Raw genomic sequence first — 16,906 nt, 5'->3', positions numbered from 1 at the left:
TGATGCCAATAGTAGAACACCTTAAATATAATCATAAAACGAAGCTTTTTACTCTTTTTATATGCAGCTTATTTTTTTTAAGTGCATCAGAATTTAGTTTTGCGCAAAAAAAAACATACACAATTGTTTTAGATGCTGGTCATGGAGGTCATGATCCAGGAAATATTGGCAACGGTTATCGAGAAAAAAATATCGCTTTAAAAGTAGCATTAGAAGTTGGTAAAATCATCGGAAAGGAAAAAGACATTAAGGTTGTTTTTACACGTAAAAAAGATGTTTTTATAGAGTTGTGGAAACGTGGAAGTGTTGCCAATAGGATAAAAGCAGATTTGTTTGTGTCTATTCATTGTGATTCTCATACTACAAATGCTTATGGGATTGGAACTTTTGTGTTGGGGGCAAGAGGAAATCGGCAAAATTTAGAAATAGCAAAAAGAGAAAACAGTGTGATTTTGTTAGAGAAAGATTACAAACAAAATTATAATTACGATCCAAATTCGCCTGAATCTGTCATTGGCTTGTCGTTGTTACAAGAAGAAAATTTAGATCGAAGTTTGCAATTGGCAAGCCTCATTCAGAACAATCTTGTTACCAAATTAAATCGCCACAACAGATATGTAAAAATGGATAATTTTCAAGTATTACGAGAAACCATTATGCCAAGTGTGTTAGTAGAATTAGGTTTCTTAACCAATAAAAAAGAAGGACGTTTTTTAAATTCTAGAAGTGGGCAACAAGCAATGGCAAAAAACATTGCGAGTTCTATTGTTTCTTTTGTGAATCAATTAAAAATAAACACCGTTGATGTTGTTTCTGTGGATAAATATCCAGTTGTAGTAGAGCCTAAAGATGTAGTACAAACAACTCAGGTTGAGTATAAAATTCAGATTGCTTCTAGCAGAAAAAAGATAGCGACAAAAGCGTACAATTTTAAAGGATTAAAAGATGTAGAAAGTATAAAAGTGGGAAGGTTTTATAAGTATTATTATGGCAAAACAACCAATTATAAAAATATACAGTCACTACTTAAAAGAGTAAAAAAGAAAGGATATAGATCTGCCTTTATTGCCGCTTTTAAGGATGGTGAAAAAATTTCAGTAAAACAAGCATTAAAAACAAGGTGATTTAGGTATAATCTCCAAAAAATAATTAGTAATATTGTTACTTAAATAAGAATGTATGTCTAGAGAACTAAAAACGGGATTTGTTGCAGTTGTAGTTATTGCTCTTTTTATTTGGGGGTTTAACTTTTTAAAAGGAGAAAATATTTTCTCAAAGAATCAACGCTATTTTTACGTAGAATATAATAATATACAAGGTCTAAAAAAGTCTAGTGCTGTCACTATTAATGGTTTACAGGTTGGTAGTGTTGTTAATATAAAGTTCAATTCAAGTCCAGATAAAAAAGGAAAATTAGTTGTAGAGTTGTTGGTAGAAAATGATTTTCAGTTTTCAAAAAATAGCATTGCAAAAATTTATAGTGCCAGTTTAATGGGAGGTCAATCTTTAGCAATTATTCCATCATATGAAGGCGATGCTGCTGTTGATGGAGATTATTTAAAAGGAGAAGTGGAATCAGATATTTTTTCAACTGTGGGAGAAAAGTTAAATCCGCTTCAAGCAAAATTAGAAAACGTAATTGTTAGTGCGGATTCTTTATTATTAGGATTAAATCAGACGTTAGATGTTAAAGCTAGAAAAAGTTTAAACAATAGTATTTTAGGATTAGAGCAAACCATTACAGATTTTAGAAAAACTTTAGGTTCTGTAAATCAATTATTAGATTCTAGTAAAGTCGGAATCAAAAATACGTTTGATAATACCAGAGTTATCACAGAAAATTTAATGAAATTGTCTGATACTTTAGTCAATGCAAACATTGGTTTAACCATTAAAAAAGCACAAGAATCTTTAGATTATGTGAATTTATTAATGGTTGGAATCCAAAAAGGAGAAGGCTCATTAGGAAAATTAGTAAAAGACGATGCGATGTATAATAACTTAACCAATATGTCTAAAGAATTGGAAGAGTTGATTAGAGAAATGAAATTAAACCCAAAACGTTTTGTACACTTTTCTTTATTCGGAAAAAGAGCTGTGCCTTATGATCCTAAAAAAAATGCAAAAAACGAAACCAGTAATTAAAGCTGTTTTTCTTTAAGAAAAAAGTGGAAACTCTAAATTACTATTTTTAGCTAATTTCTGATGACGAACATCAATAGAATATCAAAAAAAATAAACGGACCAAATAAATAGATATGCAATACCTACCAAACATTATTTTTGCACTTGTACTGATAGTCGGAATCGGTTTTTTTGTAAAGAATATTCGCAAATTAATTCGCAATATCAACTTAGGTAAAGAGGTAGATAGATCAGATTACAAACTTGCGCGATGGAAAAACATGACAAAAATTGCTTTGGGACAATACAAAATGGTTCGTCGTCCAGTTTCTGGAATTTTACACGTTGCTGTGTATCTTGGTTTTATCATCATTAATATTGAAGTTTTAGAAATTATTATCGATGGATTGTTTGGAACACACAGAGTTTTTCAACCACTTCTTGGCGATGCTTTTTATGGTTTTTTAATCGGAACTTTTGAAATCTTAGCAGCCATTGTATTTGTTGCAGTAACGGTCTTTTGGATTCGTAGAAATGTGATCAGAATTAAGCGTTTTTGGAATAAAGAAATGACTGGTTGGCCAAAGAATGATGGAAATATTATTCTGTATTTCGAAATGGTTTTAATGACTTTGTTTATTGTGATGAACGCTTCGGACATCACTTTTCAAGAAGCAGGAATTGGAAATCCAATTAGTCAATTTGTTTATCTATTATTAAACGGCCTTTCACCAGAAACGTTGCATATTATTGAGCAAATAGCGTGGTGGATTCATATTGTGGGAATTTTATCATTTTTAAATTATTTATATTATTCTAAACATCTGCATATTTTATTAGCGTTTCCAAATACGTTTTACGCAAAATTGCAACCAAAAGGACAATTAGATAATTTAGAAGCCGTAACAAAAGAAGTACAGTTAATGATGGATCCAAGTGCCGATCCTTACGCTGCGCCTGCTGAAGGAGCAGAAGATGAGGTTCCTGAAAAATTTGGAGCTTCTGATGTAACCGATTTAAATTGGGTGCAATTAATGAATGCGTATACGTGTACAGAATGTGGTCGTTGTACATCTGCTTGTCCGGCAAATCTTACAGGAAAAGAATTATCGCCAAGAGCAATTATGATGAAAACGCGTGATAGAATGGAAGAAGTTGGTGCAAATATTGATGCCAACGGCGGAACTTTTAAAGACGACGGGAAACAATTATTAAACGATTATATTTCTCCAGAAGAATTGTGGGCGTGTACAAGTTGTAATGCTTGTGTTGAGGAATGTCCTGTAAATATAGACCCATTATCAATTATTATTGATATGAGAAGATATTTGGTGATGGAAGAAAGTGCTGCTCCACAAGAATTAAATGCGATGATGACCAACATCGAAAATAACGGAGCGCCTTGGCAATACAATCAACAAGATCGATTGAACTGGAAAGACGAAGAATAAATTCAGGAATCAGTGTTCAATGATCAGTTAACAGTGATTCATTGTCAATTGATTTTTATAATAAATGTCTGTTCGAGTGATTTTTGACGAATGGAAAAAATAGTATCGAGGACAATTAAAAATATTGAGCTTTTAATGATTAGTTAAAGAACTCAAAATTTAAAACTAACAACTCAAAATTAAAGAAGATGATAGTACCAACAATGGCAGATATGATGGCTCAAGGAAAACAACCGGAAGTATTGTTTTGGGTTGGAGCAGCAGGAAGTTTTGATGATAGAGCTAAAAAAATCACGCGTGCTTTTGTAAAAATTCTGCATCAAGCAAAAGTAGACTTTGCTGTTTTAGGAACCGAAGAAAGTTCTACTGGTGATGCTGCAAAAAGAGCAGGAAATGAATTCTTGTTTCAAATGCAAGCTGTTACAAATATAGAAGTGCTAAATGCCTACGAAGTAAAAACCATTGTTACTTGTGATCCGCATTCTTTTAATACGCTGAAAAACGAATATCCGAGTTTAGGAGGAAAGTATGAAGTTTTTCATCATACACAATACATCAAAAAATTAATCGCAGACGGAAGATTAGAAATTAATGATTCAATTTTAAAAGATAAAAAAGTTACTTATCACGATCCTTGTTATTTAGGAAGAGGTAATGACGAATATGAATCCCCAAGAGATTTAATAAAACGTTTGGGTGTTAATTTGACAGAGATGAAACGCCATAAATCTACGGCATTGTGTTGTGGTGCTGGCGGAGCGCAAATGTTTAAAGAACCAGAAAAAGGTGATAAAGACATTAACGTGTTAAGAACAGAAGACGCCTTAGAAACACAACCAGAAATTATTGCAACGGGTTGTCCGTATTGCAATACAATGATGACAGACGGTATTAAATTTAAAGAAAAAGAAGCAGTAGTTGCTGTATTAGATATTGCAGAACTTATCGCGCAAGCAAATCAATTATAAAATAGAAAGATATGAAGACAATACAAGTAGTTTTAGTAAGCTTATTTTTAGTATTCATTTCTTGTGGAGATAAAACTCCTAAAGAGAAAGAGGTTGTTGTTCCTGTTAAAGAAGTTGAAGCGCCTGTTAAGGTTGTTGAAGAAGAAGTAAAAGAACAGCCTTTGGTTTTTAGTGTACAGATTGGGGCTTTTTCAAAAGAAAATCAAAAATTCGCTGCAATTGAGAATGTTGTAGTTTCAAATGAAAATGGATTGTTTAAATACAGGTTAGGTGCTTTTGAAACCTACAAAGAAGCTAGAAAAGCAAGAAAAAATTTGAGAAATACATATTCTGGAGCTTTTATACAAGCGGTTAAAGACGGTCAAAAAGTTGAGATAAGAAAAGCGTTAAAATTTAAATAATTCTTTTGATTAAAAAATATATTCAAGCTGCTAGGTTAAGAACATTACCGTTATCTATTTCTGGAATTATTGTTGGAAGTTTTTTAGGAAATAATGATAGTACATTTAGAATCTCAGAAAGTCTTTTTAACACAACAATTTCTATTGGAGCACCTCCAATTTATACGTCATCAATTTTTTGGTTGGCTATTTTAACAACCATTGGTTTTCAGGTTTTATCAAACTTTGCCAATGATTATGGAGACGGAATCAAAGGAGCTGACGACAACAGAACAGGAGAAAAACGATTGGTAGCTTCTGGAGCAATTTCTCCAACACAGATGAAATCAGCAATGATTCTTACCACAATGATTACTTTAATTGTTGCGTTGACTTTGATTTATGTTGCCTTCGGAAAAGATGATTTTGGATATTCTATTTTGTTTTTCTTATTAGGAATTGCATCAATTGCAGCAGCCATAAAATATACAGTTGGTAAATCGGCTTACGGTTATAGCGGATTTGGAGATGTTTTTGTTTTTGTTTTCTTTGGGTTGTTAAGCGTTGTTGGTTCTTATTTTTTGTTTACCAAAGAAATTAATTTTATAATTTTTTTACCAGCATTTTCAATCGGATTGTTAAGTACAGCAGTATTGAATTTGAATAATATGCGTGATTGGGAAAATGATGAAAAAGTTAGCAAAAATACGTTGGTTGTTAAAATTGGAATTGAATTAGCAAAGCAGTATCATTCTGTTTTGATTATTGCTTCGTTCTTATTTGCATTTTTATATGTTGTGATTCAATATAAAAATCCGATGCAGTTTTTGTTTTTGATTGCGTATTTCCCATTGATAAAACACCTTCTTTTTGTGATGAAAAACACCAACGAAGCCGATTTAGATGGCGAATTAAAAAAAGTAGCTTTAAGCACTTTTCTCTTTGGCATTCTTTTTGGATTAGGACAGGTTTTATAACTTAAATGAATACCAACATGAAAAAAATAATGCTATTTTTAAGTCTCTTTTTATTGATGATTTCTTGTAATACAAATCAAGAAAGAGCAGCAGAACACGAAATGATGCAATACGATGCTGCAGCTTCAAGAAAGTCAGTAGTAGCAGACCAAAAATTAAAACAATCTAAATCAAATCAAAATGAGGCAAATACTCAAAGAAAACTAATTAAAACAGGAAATGTTTCTTTTGAAACGAAAGACTTAGATAAGACCAGAAAAACCATCATTGATTTAGTAAATCAATACAACGGTTATATTGCAAGTGATAACGAATACAAATCTAGCGACAGAATTAGTGCTACAATTTCAACTCGAATTCCTGCAGAAAAATTTGATATAATTTTAGATGAAATCGCAAAAGGAGTTAAAAAATTTGATTCAAAAAACATTCGAATTTCTGATGTAACAGAACAGTTTTTAGATGTAGAAGCAAGGTTAAAAACAAAAAAAGCGTTAGAATTAAAATATTTAGAAATTCTAAAAAAAGCAAAAACTGTTAGAGAAATTTTAGATGTAGAAAGAGAATTAGGGAAATTAAGAGCCGATATAGAAGCTACAGAAGGGCGATTAAAATACTTGCAAAATCAAGTTTCTTTTTCAACATTAAGCATTACTTTTTACAAGCAAATTTCTGCAAGTGAAACAAGTTTTATCGGTAAAATTACGAAAGCATTTAAAACAGGATTCGAAAATGTAAAAGATTTCTTCTTGTATTTGATACATATTTGGCCTTTTATCATTATTTTGTTCCTTCTATTTTTCTATCTTAGAAAAAGAAGATTAAGCACAAAATAATAACAATGAACATTACTTTTTACGGACATGCTTGTTTTGGAATTGAAATCAACGGAATTCACATTGTTGTAGATCCATTTATTTCGGGCAATCCAAAAGCTTCGCATATTGATGTGAACTCTTTAAAAGCAGATTATATTTTGGTAACACATGCGCATCAAGATCATGTGTTAGATGTAGAAAAAATTGCTCAAAATACTGGAGCAATCATCATTTCTAATTTCGAAATTGTCAATTATTTTATAGCAAAAAACTTAAAAGGATTTCATTTAAATCATGGCGGAACATTTAAAACGAAACATTTTTCTGCAAAATATGTAAATGCAATTCATACTTCTTCTTTTGCAGACGGAACATATGGAGGTAAACCAGGCGGATTCGTGTTAACTGCAAATAATAAATCAATTTATATTGCAGGCGATACCGCGCTAACTTTTGATATGAAATTAATCCCGATGTTTACCAAATTAACTGCGGCAATTTTACCAATTGGCGATACATTTACAATGGGAATTGAAGAAGCAATTATTGCGAGTGATTTTATAGAATGCAACAAAATTATTGGCTGTCATTTTAATACATTTCCGCCGATAGAAATTCATATAGAAAAAGCAACACAACAGTTTACATCAAAATCTAAAGAACTAATTTTACTAGAAATAGGAAGTTCAATCAAATTATAAAATGAAAGGAGTTAAAATTATTTTAGGAATTGTAACCGCTTTGGTAGTCGTGTTTTTTTCAACAGGATTAATTATCAAAGAAACAACATATCAAGTAAAAGTAGAAATTGATAAACCATTAGATGCGGTTTTTTCTGTGTTTAATAATCAAGAATTAATGAAAGAATGGTTGACGGATGTTAAGTCGATAACACCAATAAGTGTTAAACCTGGAATTGTTGGCAGCGAATATAAGATGCTTGTAGAAAATCAAGGAAAAGAAATGGAAATGAATGAAAAAGTGATGGCTTTTATTCCAAATAAAAAAGTAACTTTATTTTTTGATGCGGATGACATGTTAAAAACAGATGAATATGATTTTAGTTTTTCTGACGGAAAAACAACAATTATAAAAGATGTCATTTGCAAAAGTGATTCGTATTTGATGAGTTGTTTGTTTCCTTATTTTAAAGGAACGTTTACAGATATTGATCAAAAATATTTAGAAGATTTTAAAACATATATAGAAAAACAATAATTATGGAAGTAAATATGATCAGTTGGTTTGAAGTTCCTGTTTTAGACATGGACAGAGCTAAAAAATTTTACGAAACAGTTTTTAAGGTAGAAATTACGGTCAATAAATTTGGCGATGTTTTAATGGGTTGGTTTCCGCCAGCCGAAGATATTACTTCGCCAGGAATTAGCGGTTCTTTAGTACAAAGTGAAGGCAATTACATTCCGTCTGCAACGCACGGATCTGTGGTGTATTTCAATTCTCAATCTGGAGATGTTTCTGATGAATTGACTAGAGTAGAAGCTGCTGGAGGAAAAATACTACAAACAAAAACGTTGATTTCTAATGAAATCGGTTATATGGCAATGGTGTTAGACTCTGAAGGAAATAGAATTGCTTTGTATAATAAATAATATTTCTTTTTTTGACAGAATATTGTCACCTCGAGCGCAGTCGAGAGGTTTTTTTAATTAGGTTTCGACTGCGTTCGACCAGATAAAAAGTTTTGATCACAGCAATCTATCAAAAATATATTCTCGATTTTAAAAGACCTAGCGGAACATCGCGCGGAATTTTAAAAACCAAAGAAACGTGGTTCATCATTTTAACTGAAAATGAAAAGCAAGGAATTGGAGAATGTGGAATTCTAAGAACATTGAGTATTGATGACAGGCCAGATTATGAAGAAAAACTAAAATGGGTCTGTCAAAATATACAATTCGGTTTAGATATTTTGCTAAAAGAACTAAATGAGTTTCCAAGTATACAATTTGGTTTAGAACAAGCATTTTTATCATTACAAAGTGTAACAACATTCGAATTATTTCCATCAGCATTTACAAGAGGAGAAAAATCAATTCCCATAAATGGATTAGTTTGGATGGGAACAAAAGAGTTTATGAAAACTCAAATCAAAGAAAAAATAGCTTCGGGTTTTTCGTGTATCAAAATGAAAATTGGTGCAATCGATTTTGAAACAGAAATGGAATTGTTAATAGCAATCAGAAAAGAATTTTCATCCAAAGAGATCGAATTGCGCGTAGATGCAAACGGGGGATTTACACCCAATGAAGCCTTAGAGAAACTAAAGCGATTATCGGATTTAGAAATTCATTCTATAGAACAACCCATCCAACAAGGTCAGTTAGAAGAAATGGCTTTTTTGTGCGAAAAAACGCCTTTGCCAATTGCGTTGGATGAAGAATTAATTGGTGTTTTTTCCGAAATAAAAAAAGAAGAAATACTGAGTGTAATTCAGCCGCAATTCATAATTTTAAAGCCAAGTTTAATTGGCGGATTTAATGGAAGTGAGCAGTGGATTCAATTGGCAAAAAATAAGAATATTGATTGGTGGATTACATCGGCATTAGAAAGTAATGTTGGGCTAAACGCCATTGCACAATTTACGTTTACTTTGCAAAACAACATGCCACAAGGTTTAGGAACTGGCGGCTTATATACAAACAATTTTGAGTCTCCTTTAGAAATACAAAAAGGAAATTTGCATTATAATAATTCTAAAAATTGGAATTTTAATTTAAGTTAAAAATGGATTTTATACAAAAAGGTTTTACTGGTAAAAATGATACTTGGAGATATATACTTACCATGGTTTTGGTATTTATTGGAATTCAAATTGCAAGTATTCCGTTAATTATTGCTGCTTATTTTCAGGTTGATGGAGATTTAGAGAAGTTTCAAAAAGGAGCGGAATCTAGTTTTATGGATATTGGAATGAATTCTAGTTTGTTTTTGTTTCTTATGATTTTTACTTTTATGATTGGAATCTTAACCTTGTTTTTATGTGTAAAATACCTGCATAAAAAGAAGTTTGTATCTATTGTAACATCAAGAGAAAAAATAGATTGGAACCGTGTTTTTTATGCGTTTGCTTTGTGGGGAAGTATTTCTGTTGTAGCAATTTTTGTAGGAATGTATTTGTCTCCAGAAGAGTATACTTCGAATTTTAAACCGATTCCGTTTTTCACATTATTATTTGTTTCTTTTGTGTTTTTACCATTTCAAACAAGTGCAGAAGAATTAATTTTTAGAGGTTATTTAATGCAAGGATTTGGAACATTAGTAAAAAACAGGTGGTTTCCGTTGCTAATTACATCAGTAATTTTTGGGTTGATGCACGGAATGAATCCAGAAATTGAACGTTTGGGTTATATTTTAATGGTGTTTTATATAGGTACAGGTTTGTTGTACGGAATTACCACATTGATGGACGAAGGAACCGAATTGGCGTTGGGTTTACACGCTTCTAATAATATTGTTGCTGCGTTTTTAGTAACTACAGATTGGATGGTTTTTAGAACTGACGCATTGTATATTGATACTTCTGAACCCTCAGCTGGCGCAGAAATGTTTATTGGTGTTTTTGTTTTGTATCCGCTATTGTTATTTATTTTTTCTAAAAAATATGGTTGGACAAATTGGAAAAGCAAACTAGTTGGAAAAGTTGAAATTCCTGTAATTGATGAACAATAATCCGTTTCATATTGATTTTAAACTCAACGGAAATTCTTTTTCTACTTCGGATGAATTGATTCTTTTTTCTAAAGAAATTTCAGGCTCTATAAAGAAATTTTTTGTGGATTGGTTTTCTGATTCAGAGTTTATAGAAGTTCAAACTTCGGGCTCTACAGGAAAATCAAAAACCATACAACTCAAAAAAGAATTTATGATAAATTCTGCATTGGCAACTGGCACTTTTTTTAATTTAAAAGAAAACACCACAGCTTTATTGTGTATGTCAACCGATTTTATTGCCGGTAAAATGATGTTGGTGAGAGCGCTAGTTTTAGGCTGGAATTTAGATGTGATTGCGACTGTTTCTAATCCGTTAGAAATCACAAATAAAAGCTATGATTTTTCTGCAATGGTGCCCATGCAATTAGAAAATTCACTTTCTCAAATCGATAGAGTTCAAAAATTAATTGTTGGTGGCGCAATGGTTTCTGAAGAACTGGTTTCTAAGATTCAAAATCTATCAACCAACATATTTGCAACTTTTGGTATGACGGAAACAATTACTCATGTTGCTGTTAAACAATTAAATGGATTTAAAAACAGTACTTCTAGTGAAGTAGAAAAATCTCATTTTACAACATTGCCAAATGTTTCAATTGCTAAAGATACTAGAAATTGTTTGGTGATTAACGCTCCAAAAGTTTCGGATACAAAAATTGTTACGAATGATGTTGTAAAAATTATTTCTAAGAATAAATTTAAATGGCTTGGAAGAATTGATCATGTGATAAATTCTGGCGGAATTAAATTACACCCAGAAAAAATAGAAAAAAAATTATCTAAAATTATTTCACAACGTTTTTTTGTTACCGGAATTAAAGATACAAGTTTGGGTGAAAAACTGATTTTAATTGTAGAAGGGAAAAAAAAGCCAATTATTTTTAGTAAAATTAAAAGTCTTTCAAGGTTTGAAACGCCTAAAGAAATTTATTTTGTAGATACTTTTATTGAAACTACTACTAAAAAAATCCAACGAAAAAAAACGTTGGATTTGGTAAGTTTATAATGTAGATATTTTACATTTCCATAGAATGATATACATTTTGTACATCATCATCTTCTTCTAAACGTTCTAATAGTTTTTCTACATCTGCTTGTTCTACTTCCGAAAGGCTTTTAGTTGTCGTTGGAATTCTTTCAAATCCAGAAGACAAAATTTCTACATTATTTTCTTCAAAGTACGATTGAATTGAACCAAATTGTTCAAATGGCGCATATATAATTACTCCTTCTTCATCATCAAAAACTTCTTCTACTTCAAAATCAATCAATTCTAATTCTAACTCTTCCATATCAATAGAAATGTCTTCTTTCTTTACAGTAAAATTACAGGTATGATCAAACATGAAAATCACGGAACCTGAAGTTCCAAAATGTCCATCACATTTATTAAAAGCAGATCTTACATTTGCAACGGTTCTATTGTTATTGTCTGTTGCAGTTTCAACCACTAAGGCAATTCCATGCGGCGCATACCCTTCAAATAAAACTTCTTTATAGTTTTCAGTATCTTTATCTGTTGCTTTTTTTATGGCGCGTTCTACATTTTCTTTAGGCATATTTGCTGCCTTTGCATTTTGTATAACTGCCCTTAAGCGCGAATTTGTTTCAGGATTTGCCCCGCCTTCTTTAACCGCCATTACAATATCTTTACCAATTCTGGTAAAAGTTTTTGCCATTGCAGACCAACGTTTCATTTTTCTTGCTTTCCTAAACTCAAATGCTCTTCCCATTTCTAAATCCTAATTTTTGTGTTATTTTTTACGAATACAAATTAAAACTAAACTTGTATAATTCCCAAATTAAATTGCTTTTCTACGGGCGCATGATTTGCTGCTTCAATTCCCATAGAAATCCAAGTTCTGGTATCTAACGGATTGATAACTGCATCTGTCCAAATTCTTGCAGCTGCATAATATGGAGAAACTTGGTTGTCGTACCTGTCTTTTATTTTATTAAATAATTCAGCTTCTTTTTCTGGAGTAATTTCTTCGCCTTTCTTTTTTAAGGATGCAGTTTCTATTTGCAATAAAACTTTTGCAGCAGAATTTCCGCTCATTACTGCCAATTCTGCACTTGGCCAAGCAACAATTAATCTTGGATCGTAGGCTTTACCACACATCGCGTAATTTCCTGCTCCGTAAGAATTGCCAATAATAACTGTGAATTTTGGAACTACAGAATTGCTCACTGCATTCACCATTTTTGCGCCATCTTTTATAATTCCGCCATGTTCAGATTTGCTTCCAACCATAAATCCGGTAACATCTTGTAAAAATACTAACGGAATTTTCTTTTGATTACAATTGGCAATAAAACGTGTTGCTTTATCAGCAGAATCGTTATAGATAACTCCGCCAAATTGCATTTCACCTTTTTTAGTTTTTACCAATTTTCGTTGATTTGCTACAATTCCAACTGCCCAACCATCAATTCTGGCGTAACCTGTTAGAATGGTTTTTCCGTAGCCTTCTTTATATTGATCAAACTCAGAATTATCAACCATGCGTTTGATAATTTCTAACATATCGTATTGTGCGTTTCTTTCTTTTGGTAAGATTCCAAAAATATCATCTTGGTTTTCTTTTGGAGGAAAAGATTCGGTTTTGCTAAATCCAGCTTTGTCAAAATCGCCAATTTTATCAATAATATTTTTGATTTTATCCAGCGCGTCTTTATCATCTAAAGCTTTGTAATCTGTTACTCCAGAAATTTCGCAATGTGTTGTTGCGCCGCCCAAAGTTTCATTGTCAATAGATTCACCAATTGCCGCTTTTACCAAATAACTTCCTGCTAAAAAAATACTTCCGGTTTTATCAACAATCAACGCTTCATCACTCATAATTGGTAAATACGCACCGCCGGCAACACAACTTCCCATAATTGCAGAAATTTGTGTAATTCCCATACTGCTCATTACAGCATTATTTCTGAAAATACGTCCGAAATGTTCTTTGTCTGGGAAAATTTCATCTTGCATTGGTAAATACACACCAGCCGAATCAACCAAATAAATAATTGGCAATTTGTTTTCTATAGATATTTCTTGCGCTCTTAAATTCTTTTTCCCTGTGATCGGAAACCATGCGCCAGCTTTTACCGTGGCATCATTTGCAACAACAATACATTGCTTTCCTTTTATATAACCAATTTTTATGACAACTCCGCCAGAAGGACAACCGCCGTGTTCTGCATACATATCTTCACCAGCAAATGCACCAATTTCAATACTTTTAGACTTGTTGTCTAATAAATAATCAATACGTTCTCTTGCAGTTAGCTTTCCTTTTGCTTTGTGTTTTTCTATTCTACTTTTTCCGCCACCAAGTTTTACCTTTACCAATCTTTTTTTTAAATCAGATGCTAAAAGCCTGTTGTAATCTTCGTTTTTATTGAAGTTAATATCCATTAAATAATGTGTATAAAAATTGAAACGCTAAGGTACAAAAATGAGGTATAAATTACACCAATATATTACTTGGAAATATTTTCCTTGGAAAATAAAATAATTATTCTTAACTTTGTATGAAATAATAAAAGAAAATGAAGAAAATTTTAGCATTTGCAGGAAGTACTAGTACAACATCAATTAATAAACAATTGGCAACTTATACAGCTTCTTTAGTTGATGAAAAATATGATGTAGCCGATTTAAACGATTATCAATTACCAATTTTTAGTATAGATATTGAAGCAGAGGGTTTTCCAAAAGCTGCTTTAGAATTTAACAAACTGTTAAGTAATTATGATGGTTTTGTAGTTTCTTTAGCGGAGCACAATGGATCTTATTCTGCTGCATTTAAAAATATTTTTGATTGGGTTTCTAGAATTGATAGAAAAGTATTTAAAGAGAAGCCAGTTTTGTTATTAGCAACTTCGCCAGGAGCAAGAGGTGGAAAATCTGTTTTAGAAACAGCCGCAACTACTTTTCCACGTATGGGTGCAAACATCGTTTCAACATTTTCTTTACCTAATTTTTACGATCATTTTAAAAATGATGAAATACAAGACTCTGAATTAAAAGAAGAATTATTAAAAGCAATAAAAGAGTTTCAATTAGTAATTTAAAACTAGAAGTCATGGAAGAAAAGAAGCAACTCAAAAAAACATATAGTAATGAAGAGATTACTGTTGTTTGGCAACCAGAAATGTGTACGCATTCTAAAAAATGTTGGAAAGGTTTGTTAGAAGTTTTTGACCCGAGAGAAAAACCATGGATAAAATTAGATGGAGCCACAAACGAACAGGTTAAAAATCAAATTAATCAATGTCCGTCTAAAGCGCTTTCTTATCAATTAAATAATTTATAGAAAATAATATCTTATGGGAGACATTTCTAAAGACATCAATTCAAAATTTAAAAGCAATAAAGTAAAAGCGCTTATCAACATAAAATATACTGCAAATTGGTTAAGTAGTAAAGAAACAGAATTTTTTAAACCGTATGGAATTTCACCTCAGCAGTATAATATTTTAAGGATTTTAAGAGGTGCGGCAAAACCAGTAAAAGTTCAGTTGATAAAAGAAAGAATGATTGAGCGCGCTCCAAATGCCACTCGATTAATGGATAAATTGTGCGATAAAAAACTCATAGAAAGAGAACGTTGCGAGCACGATAGAAGAGTAGTTTACATCAATATTTCTGGCGCAGGATTGCAATTGTTATCAAAAATTGATAACCAAAATAATATCAATTTTATAGACAATCTTACAGAGGAAGAAGCAAAAATGTTAAGTAATTTACTAGATAAAATTAGATAAAAAAATAATGAAAACATATAAAAGTATTCAATATTTAGGAGAAAGTCCGTTGGTAAATATGGGGCCAATTCGCTTGCGACAACCAATTCCAACTACAGATGTAGAAAATGTAGATCCGTTTCTTTTATTGCATCATTACGGACCGTATGCAATTAGTGAATTTAACAATCCGTTTGATTTAGGGCCACATCCACACAGAGGATTTGAACCGATTACGTTATTATTTGACGGAGAACAATTACACAGAGATTCTTTAGGGAATGAAAGTATCGTGAAAGCTGGTGATGTACAATGGACAACAGCAGGAAGAGGAATTATTCATGCAGAAGGCCCCACAAAAGAATTTGTGAAAAAAGGCGGAACAATAGAAGGAATTCAGTTGTGGTTAAATTTACCAGCAAAATACAAAATGATAACTCCGGCATATCAACATGTAAAGAGTGATGAAATGCCAGTGATTAAAGATGCTTCGAAAAACATCCAATTAAAAATTGTTGCAGGTGAACAAAAAGGAAAGTTTGGAAAGATTAAAACACAAACCTCAGTCAATGTTTTTATGATTGAAGCAACTGGAAAAGGGGAATTAGAAATTGAAATCCCAGAAACGCACCAAAGTTGTTTGTATTTGTTGAATGGAGAAGTACATGTAAATGACACAACAACCTTGGCTAAAGGAAAAACTCAACTAGCAGTTTTTAATACAGACGGAAATACAATTAAAATAACAACAACAAAAGAAAGCAAACTAATTGTTATTTCAGGAGAACCTATTAAAGAAAAAGTAGCTCAATACGGACCTTATGTTATGAATACGCAAACTGAGATTTTAGAAGCAATGCGTGATTTTCAGCAAGGGAAAATGGGCTACTTATATTAAAATAAAAGGGAAAATGAAAAAAATAATTCACAAATCAGCAACAAGAGGTATTGCAAATCATGGTTGGTTAACATCACATCATACGTTTAGTTTTGCAGGATATCAAAATAACGAAAGAATGAATTTTGGGATGTTACGTGTTTTAAATGATGATATCGTGCAACCTAAAATGGGTTTTGGTACGCATCCACATAAAAATATGGAAATCATTTCTATTCCGATTTCAGGAGCTTTATCACATAAAGATAATATGGATAATAAACGTTCTATAGAAGTAGGAGAAGTACAAGTGATGAGTGCAGGAACAGGTTTAACGCATTCAGAATTTAACGATAGTAAAATAGACGAAGTTAATTTTTTGCAATTATGGATTATTCCAGAAACAGAAAATAGCACGCCATATTATGATCAAAAAACTTTTGATGAAAATGGAAGGCACAACAAATTTCAAACCTTGGTTTCTCCAAAAAGTAATCAAGTAGAAGGCTCTTTGTCGATACATCAGCAAGCATATATTTCTATGATTGATTTAGAAGCTGATTTTAAAACGGAGTACCAACTTAAAAATGGTGCTTATTTTTTCTTAATAGAAGGAGAGGTTTTAATTGCTGATGAAAAATTACAAAAAAGAGATGCCATTGGGATTTCTGAAATAGAAAAAGTTGTTATTAAGGCAAATCAACAAAGCAAATTATTGGTGATAGATGTTCCTATGAGTTAATTTATAAAATCTATTTTTTAGAAAAGCCAAAGAATCAAATTCTTTGGCTTTTCTTTTCAAAAAATAAACATATCTTGCAAAGTATTATGCATGCATA

Annotated in this window: 20 protein-coding genes; 18 read left to right on the top strand and 2 right to left on the bottom strand. The window is 31.7% G+C overall.

All coding sequences use genetic code 11. The annotated features are described in order from the left end of the window. Nucleotides 1-2 precede the first annotated feature (2 nt). From KCTC32516_RS00280 to KCTC32516_RS00220, 13 genes are all read left to right on the top strand, one after another. Nucleotides 3-1,124, top strand: coding sequence for an N-acetylmuramoyl-L-alanine amidase family protein (locus KCTC32516_RS00280; protein WP_301401049.1), 1,122 nt, complete (start codon nt 3-5; stop codon nt 1,122-1,124). Nucleotides 1,125-1,179: 55 nt separating this feature from the next. Then, the gene (locus KCTC32516_RS00275) at nt 1,180-2,145 is read left to right on the top strand and encodes an MlaD family protein (protein ID WP_301401047.1); all 966 of its coding nucleotides are present in this window, start codon (nt 1,180-1,182) and stop codon (nt 2,143-2,145) included. A gap of 113 nt (nt 2,146-2,258) precedes the next feature. After that, nucleotides 2,259-3,575 carry a 4Fe-4S dicluster domain-containing protein gene (locus KCTC32516_RS00270; RefSeq protein ID WP_301401045.1) on the top strand — a complete coding sequence of 439 codons (1,317 nt, stop codon included), beginning with the start codon at nt 2,259-2,261 and terminating at the stop codon, nt 3,573-3,575. A 188-nt stretch (nt 3,576-3,763) separates the two neighbouring features. Then, nucleotides 3,764-4,543, top strand: a complete 780-nt coding sequence (locus KCTC32516_RS00265) for a (Fe-S)-binding protein (protein ID WP_301401044.1) — start codon at nt 3,764-3,766, stop codon at nt 4,541-4,543. Nucleotides 4,544-4,554: 11 nt separating this feature from the next. Continuing rightward, complete coding sequence (locus KCTC32516_RS00260) at nt 4,555-4,944, top strand: SPOR domain-containing protein (protein WP_301401043.1); 390 nt, start codon at nt 4,555-4,557, stop codon at nt 4,942-4,944. A 5-nt stretch (nt 4,945-4,949) separates the two neighbouring features. Beyond that, entirely contained in the window at nt 4,950-5,900 is a 951-nt protein-coding gene (gene menA, locus KCTC32516_RS00255) for a 1,4-dihydroxy-2-naphthoate octaprenyltransferase (RefSeq protein ID WP_301401041.1), read from the top strand. A gap of 17 nt (nt 5,901-5,917) precedes the next feature. Then, entirely contained in the window at nt 5,918-6,736 is an 819-nt protein-coding gene (locus tag KCTC32516_RS00250) for a DUF4349 domain-containing protein (RefSeq protein WP_301401039.1), read from the top strand. Nucleotides 6,737-6,741: 5 nt separating this feature from the next. Beyond that, nucleotides 6,742-7,419: a metal-dependent hydrolase gene (locus tag KCTC32516_RS00245; protein ID WP_301401037.1), complete on the top strand. Its 678-nt coding sequence runs from the start codon at nt 6,742-6,744 to the stop codon at nt 7,417-7,419. Between the two features lies 1 nt (nt 7,420). Next, complete coding sequence (locus KCTC32516_RS00240; protein ID WP_301401036.1) at nt 7,421-7,936, top strand: SRPBCC family protein; 516 nt, start codon at nt 7,421-7,423, stop codon at nt 7,934-7,936. Nucleotides 7,937-7,938: 2 nt separating this feature from the next. Continuing rightward, nucleotides 7,939-8,328: a VOC family protein gene (locus KCTC32516_RS00235; RefSeq protein ID WP_301401035.1), complete on the top strand. Its 390-nt coding sequence runs from the start codon at nt 7,939-7,941 to the stop codon at nt 8,326-8,328. Between the two features lie 92 nt (nt 8,329-8,420). Continuing rightward, nucleotides 8,421-9,461: an o-succinylbenzoate synthase gene (locus KCTC32516_RS00230; protein ID WP_301401033.1), complete on the top strand. Its 1,041-nt coding sequence runs from the start codon at nt 8,421-8,423 to the stop codon at nt 9,459-9,461. A gap of 2 nt (nt 9,462-9,463) precedes the next feature. Further along, entirely contained in the window at nt 9,464-10,408 is a 945-nt protein-coding gene (locus KCTC32516_RS00225) for a CPBP family intramembrane glutamic endopeptidase (RefSeq protein WP_301401032.1), read from the top strand. Beyond that, complete coding sequence (locus tag KCTC32516_RS00220; protein WP_301402767.1) at nt 10,398-11,456, top strand: AMP-binding protein; 1,059 nt, start codon at nt 10,398-10,400, stop codon at nt 11,454-11,456. The genes KCTC32516_RS00225 and KCTC32516_RS00220 overlap by 11 nt, the downstream gene beginning before the upstream one ends. A gap of 10 nt (nt 11,457-11,466) precedes the next feature. On the opposite strand, the gene KCTC32516_RS00215 is transcribed toward KCTC32516_RS00220, so the two are convergent. Together KCTC32516_RS00215 and KCTC32516_RS00210 are read right to left on the bottom strand one after the other, a co-directional pair. After that, nucleotides 11,467-12,183, bottom strand: a complete 717-nt coding sequence (locus KCTC32516_RS00215; RefSeq protein ID WP_301401030.1) for a YebC/PmpR family DNA-binding transcriptional regulator — start codon at nt 12,181-12,183, stop codon at nt 11,467-11,469. Nucleotides 12,184-12,230: 47 nt separating this feature from the next. Then, nucleotides 12,231-13,859 (bottom strand): acyl-CoA carboxylase subunit beta, encoded by a 1,629-nt coding sequence (locus tag KCTC32516_RS00210; RefSeq protein ID WP_301401028.1) that lies wholly within the window; start codon nt 13,857-13,859, stop codon nt 12,231-12,233. Nucleotides 13,860-13,993: 134 nt separating this feature from the next. Here KCTC32516_RS00210 and KCTC32516_RS00205 point away from each other — a divergent pair, with 134 nt between their 5' ends. Genes KCTC32516_RS00205 through KCTC32516_RS00185 form a run of 5 tightly spaced genes read left to right on the top strand, consistent with a single transcriptional unit; the run spans nt 13,994 to nt 16,809 of the window. Then, the gene (locus KCTC32516_RS00205; RefSeq protein WP_301401026.1) at nt 13,994-14,518 is read left to right on the top strand and encodes an NADPH-dependent FMN reductase; all 525 of its coding nucleotides are present in this window, start codon (nt 13,994-13,996) and stop codon (nt 14,516-14,518) included. A gap of 11 nt (nt 14,519-14,529) precedes the next feature. Beyond that, complete coding sequence (locus KCTC32516_RS00200) at nt 14,530-14,760, top strand: (4Fe-4S)-binding protein (RefSeq protein ID WP_301401024.1); 231 nt, start codon at nt 14,530-14,532, stop codon at nt 14,758-14,760. 13 nt (nt 14,761-14,773) lie between these two features. Continuing rightward, nucleotides 14,774-15,211, top strand: a complete 438-nt coding sequence (locus tag KCTC32516_RS00195; protein WP_301401022.1) for a MarR family winged helix-turn-helix transcriptional regulator — start codon at nt 14,774-14,776, stop codon at nt 15,209-15,211. A 7-nt stretch (nt 15,212-15,218) separates the two neighbouring features. Next, nucleotides 15,219-16,088 carry a pirin family protein gene (locus tag KCTC32516_RS00190; RefSeq protein WP_301401020.1) on the top strand — a complete coding sequence of 290 codons (870 nt, stop codon included), beginning with the start codon at nt 15,219-15,221 and terminating at the stop codon, nt 16,086-16,088. Between the two features lie 13 nt (nt 16,089-16,101). Then, nucleotides 16,102-16,809 carry a pirin family protein gene (locus KCTC32516_RS00185; RefSeq protein ID WP_301401018.1) on the top strand — a complete coding sequence of 236 codons (708 nt, stop codon included), beginning with the start codon at nt 16,102-16,104 and terminating at the stop codon, nt 16,807-16,809. Nucleotides 16,810-16,906: the final 97 nt, after the last annotated feature.

Source organism: Polaribacter huanghezhanensis, from assembly GCF_030444335.1.
Lineage (GTDB): Bacteria > Bacteroidota > Bacteroidia > Flavobacteriales > Flavobacteriaceae > Polaribacter > Polaribacter huanghezhanensis.
Note: the sequence above shows the minus strand (reverse complement) of the source record. Positions and strands in the feature narration are given on the sequence as shown.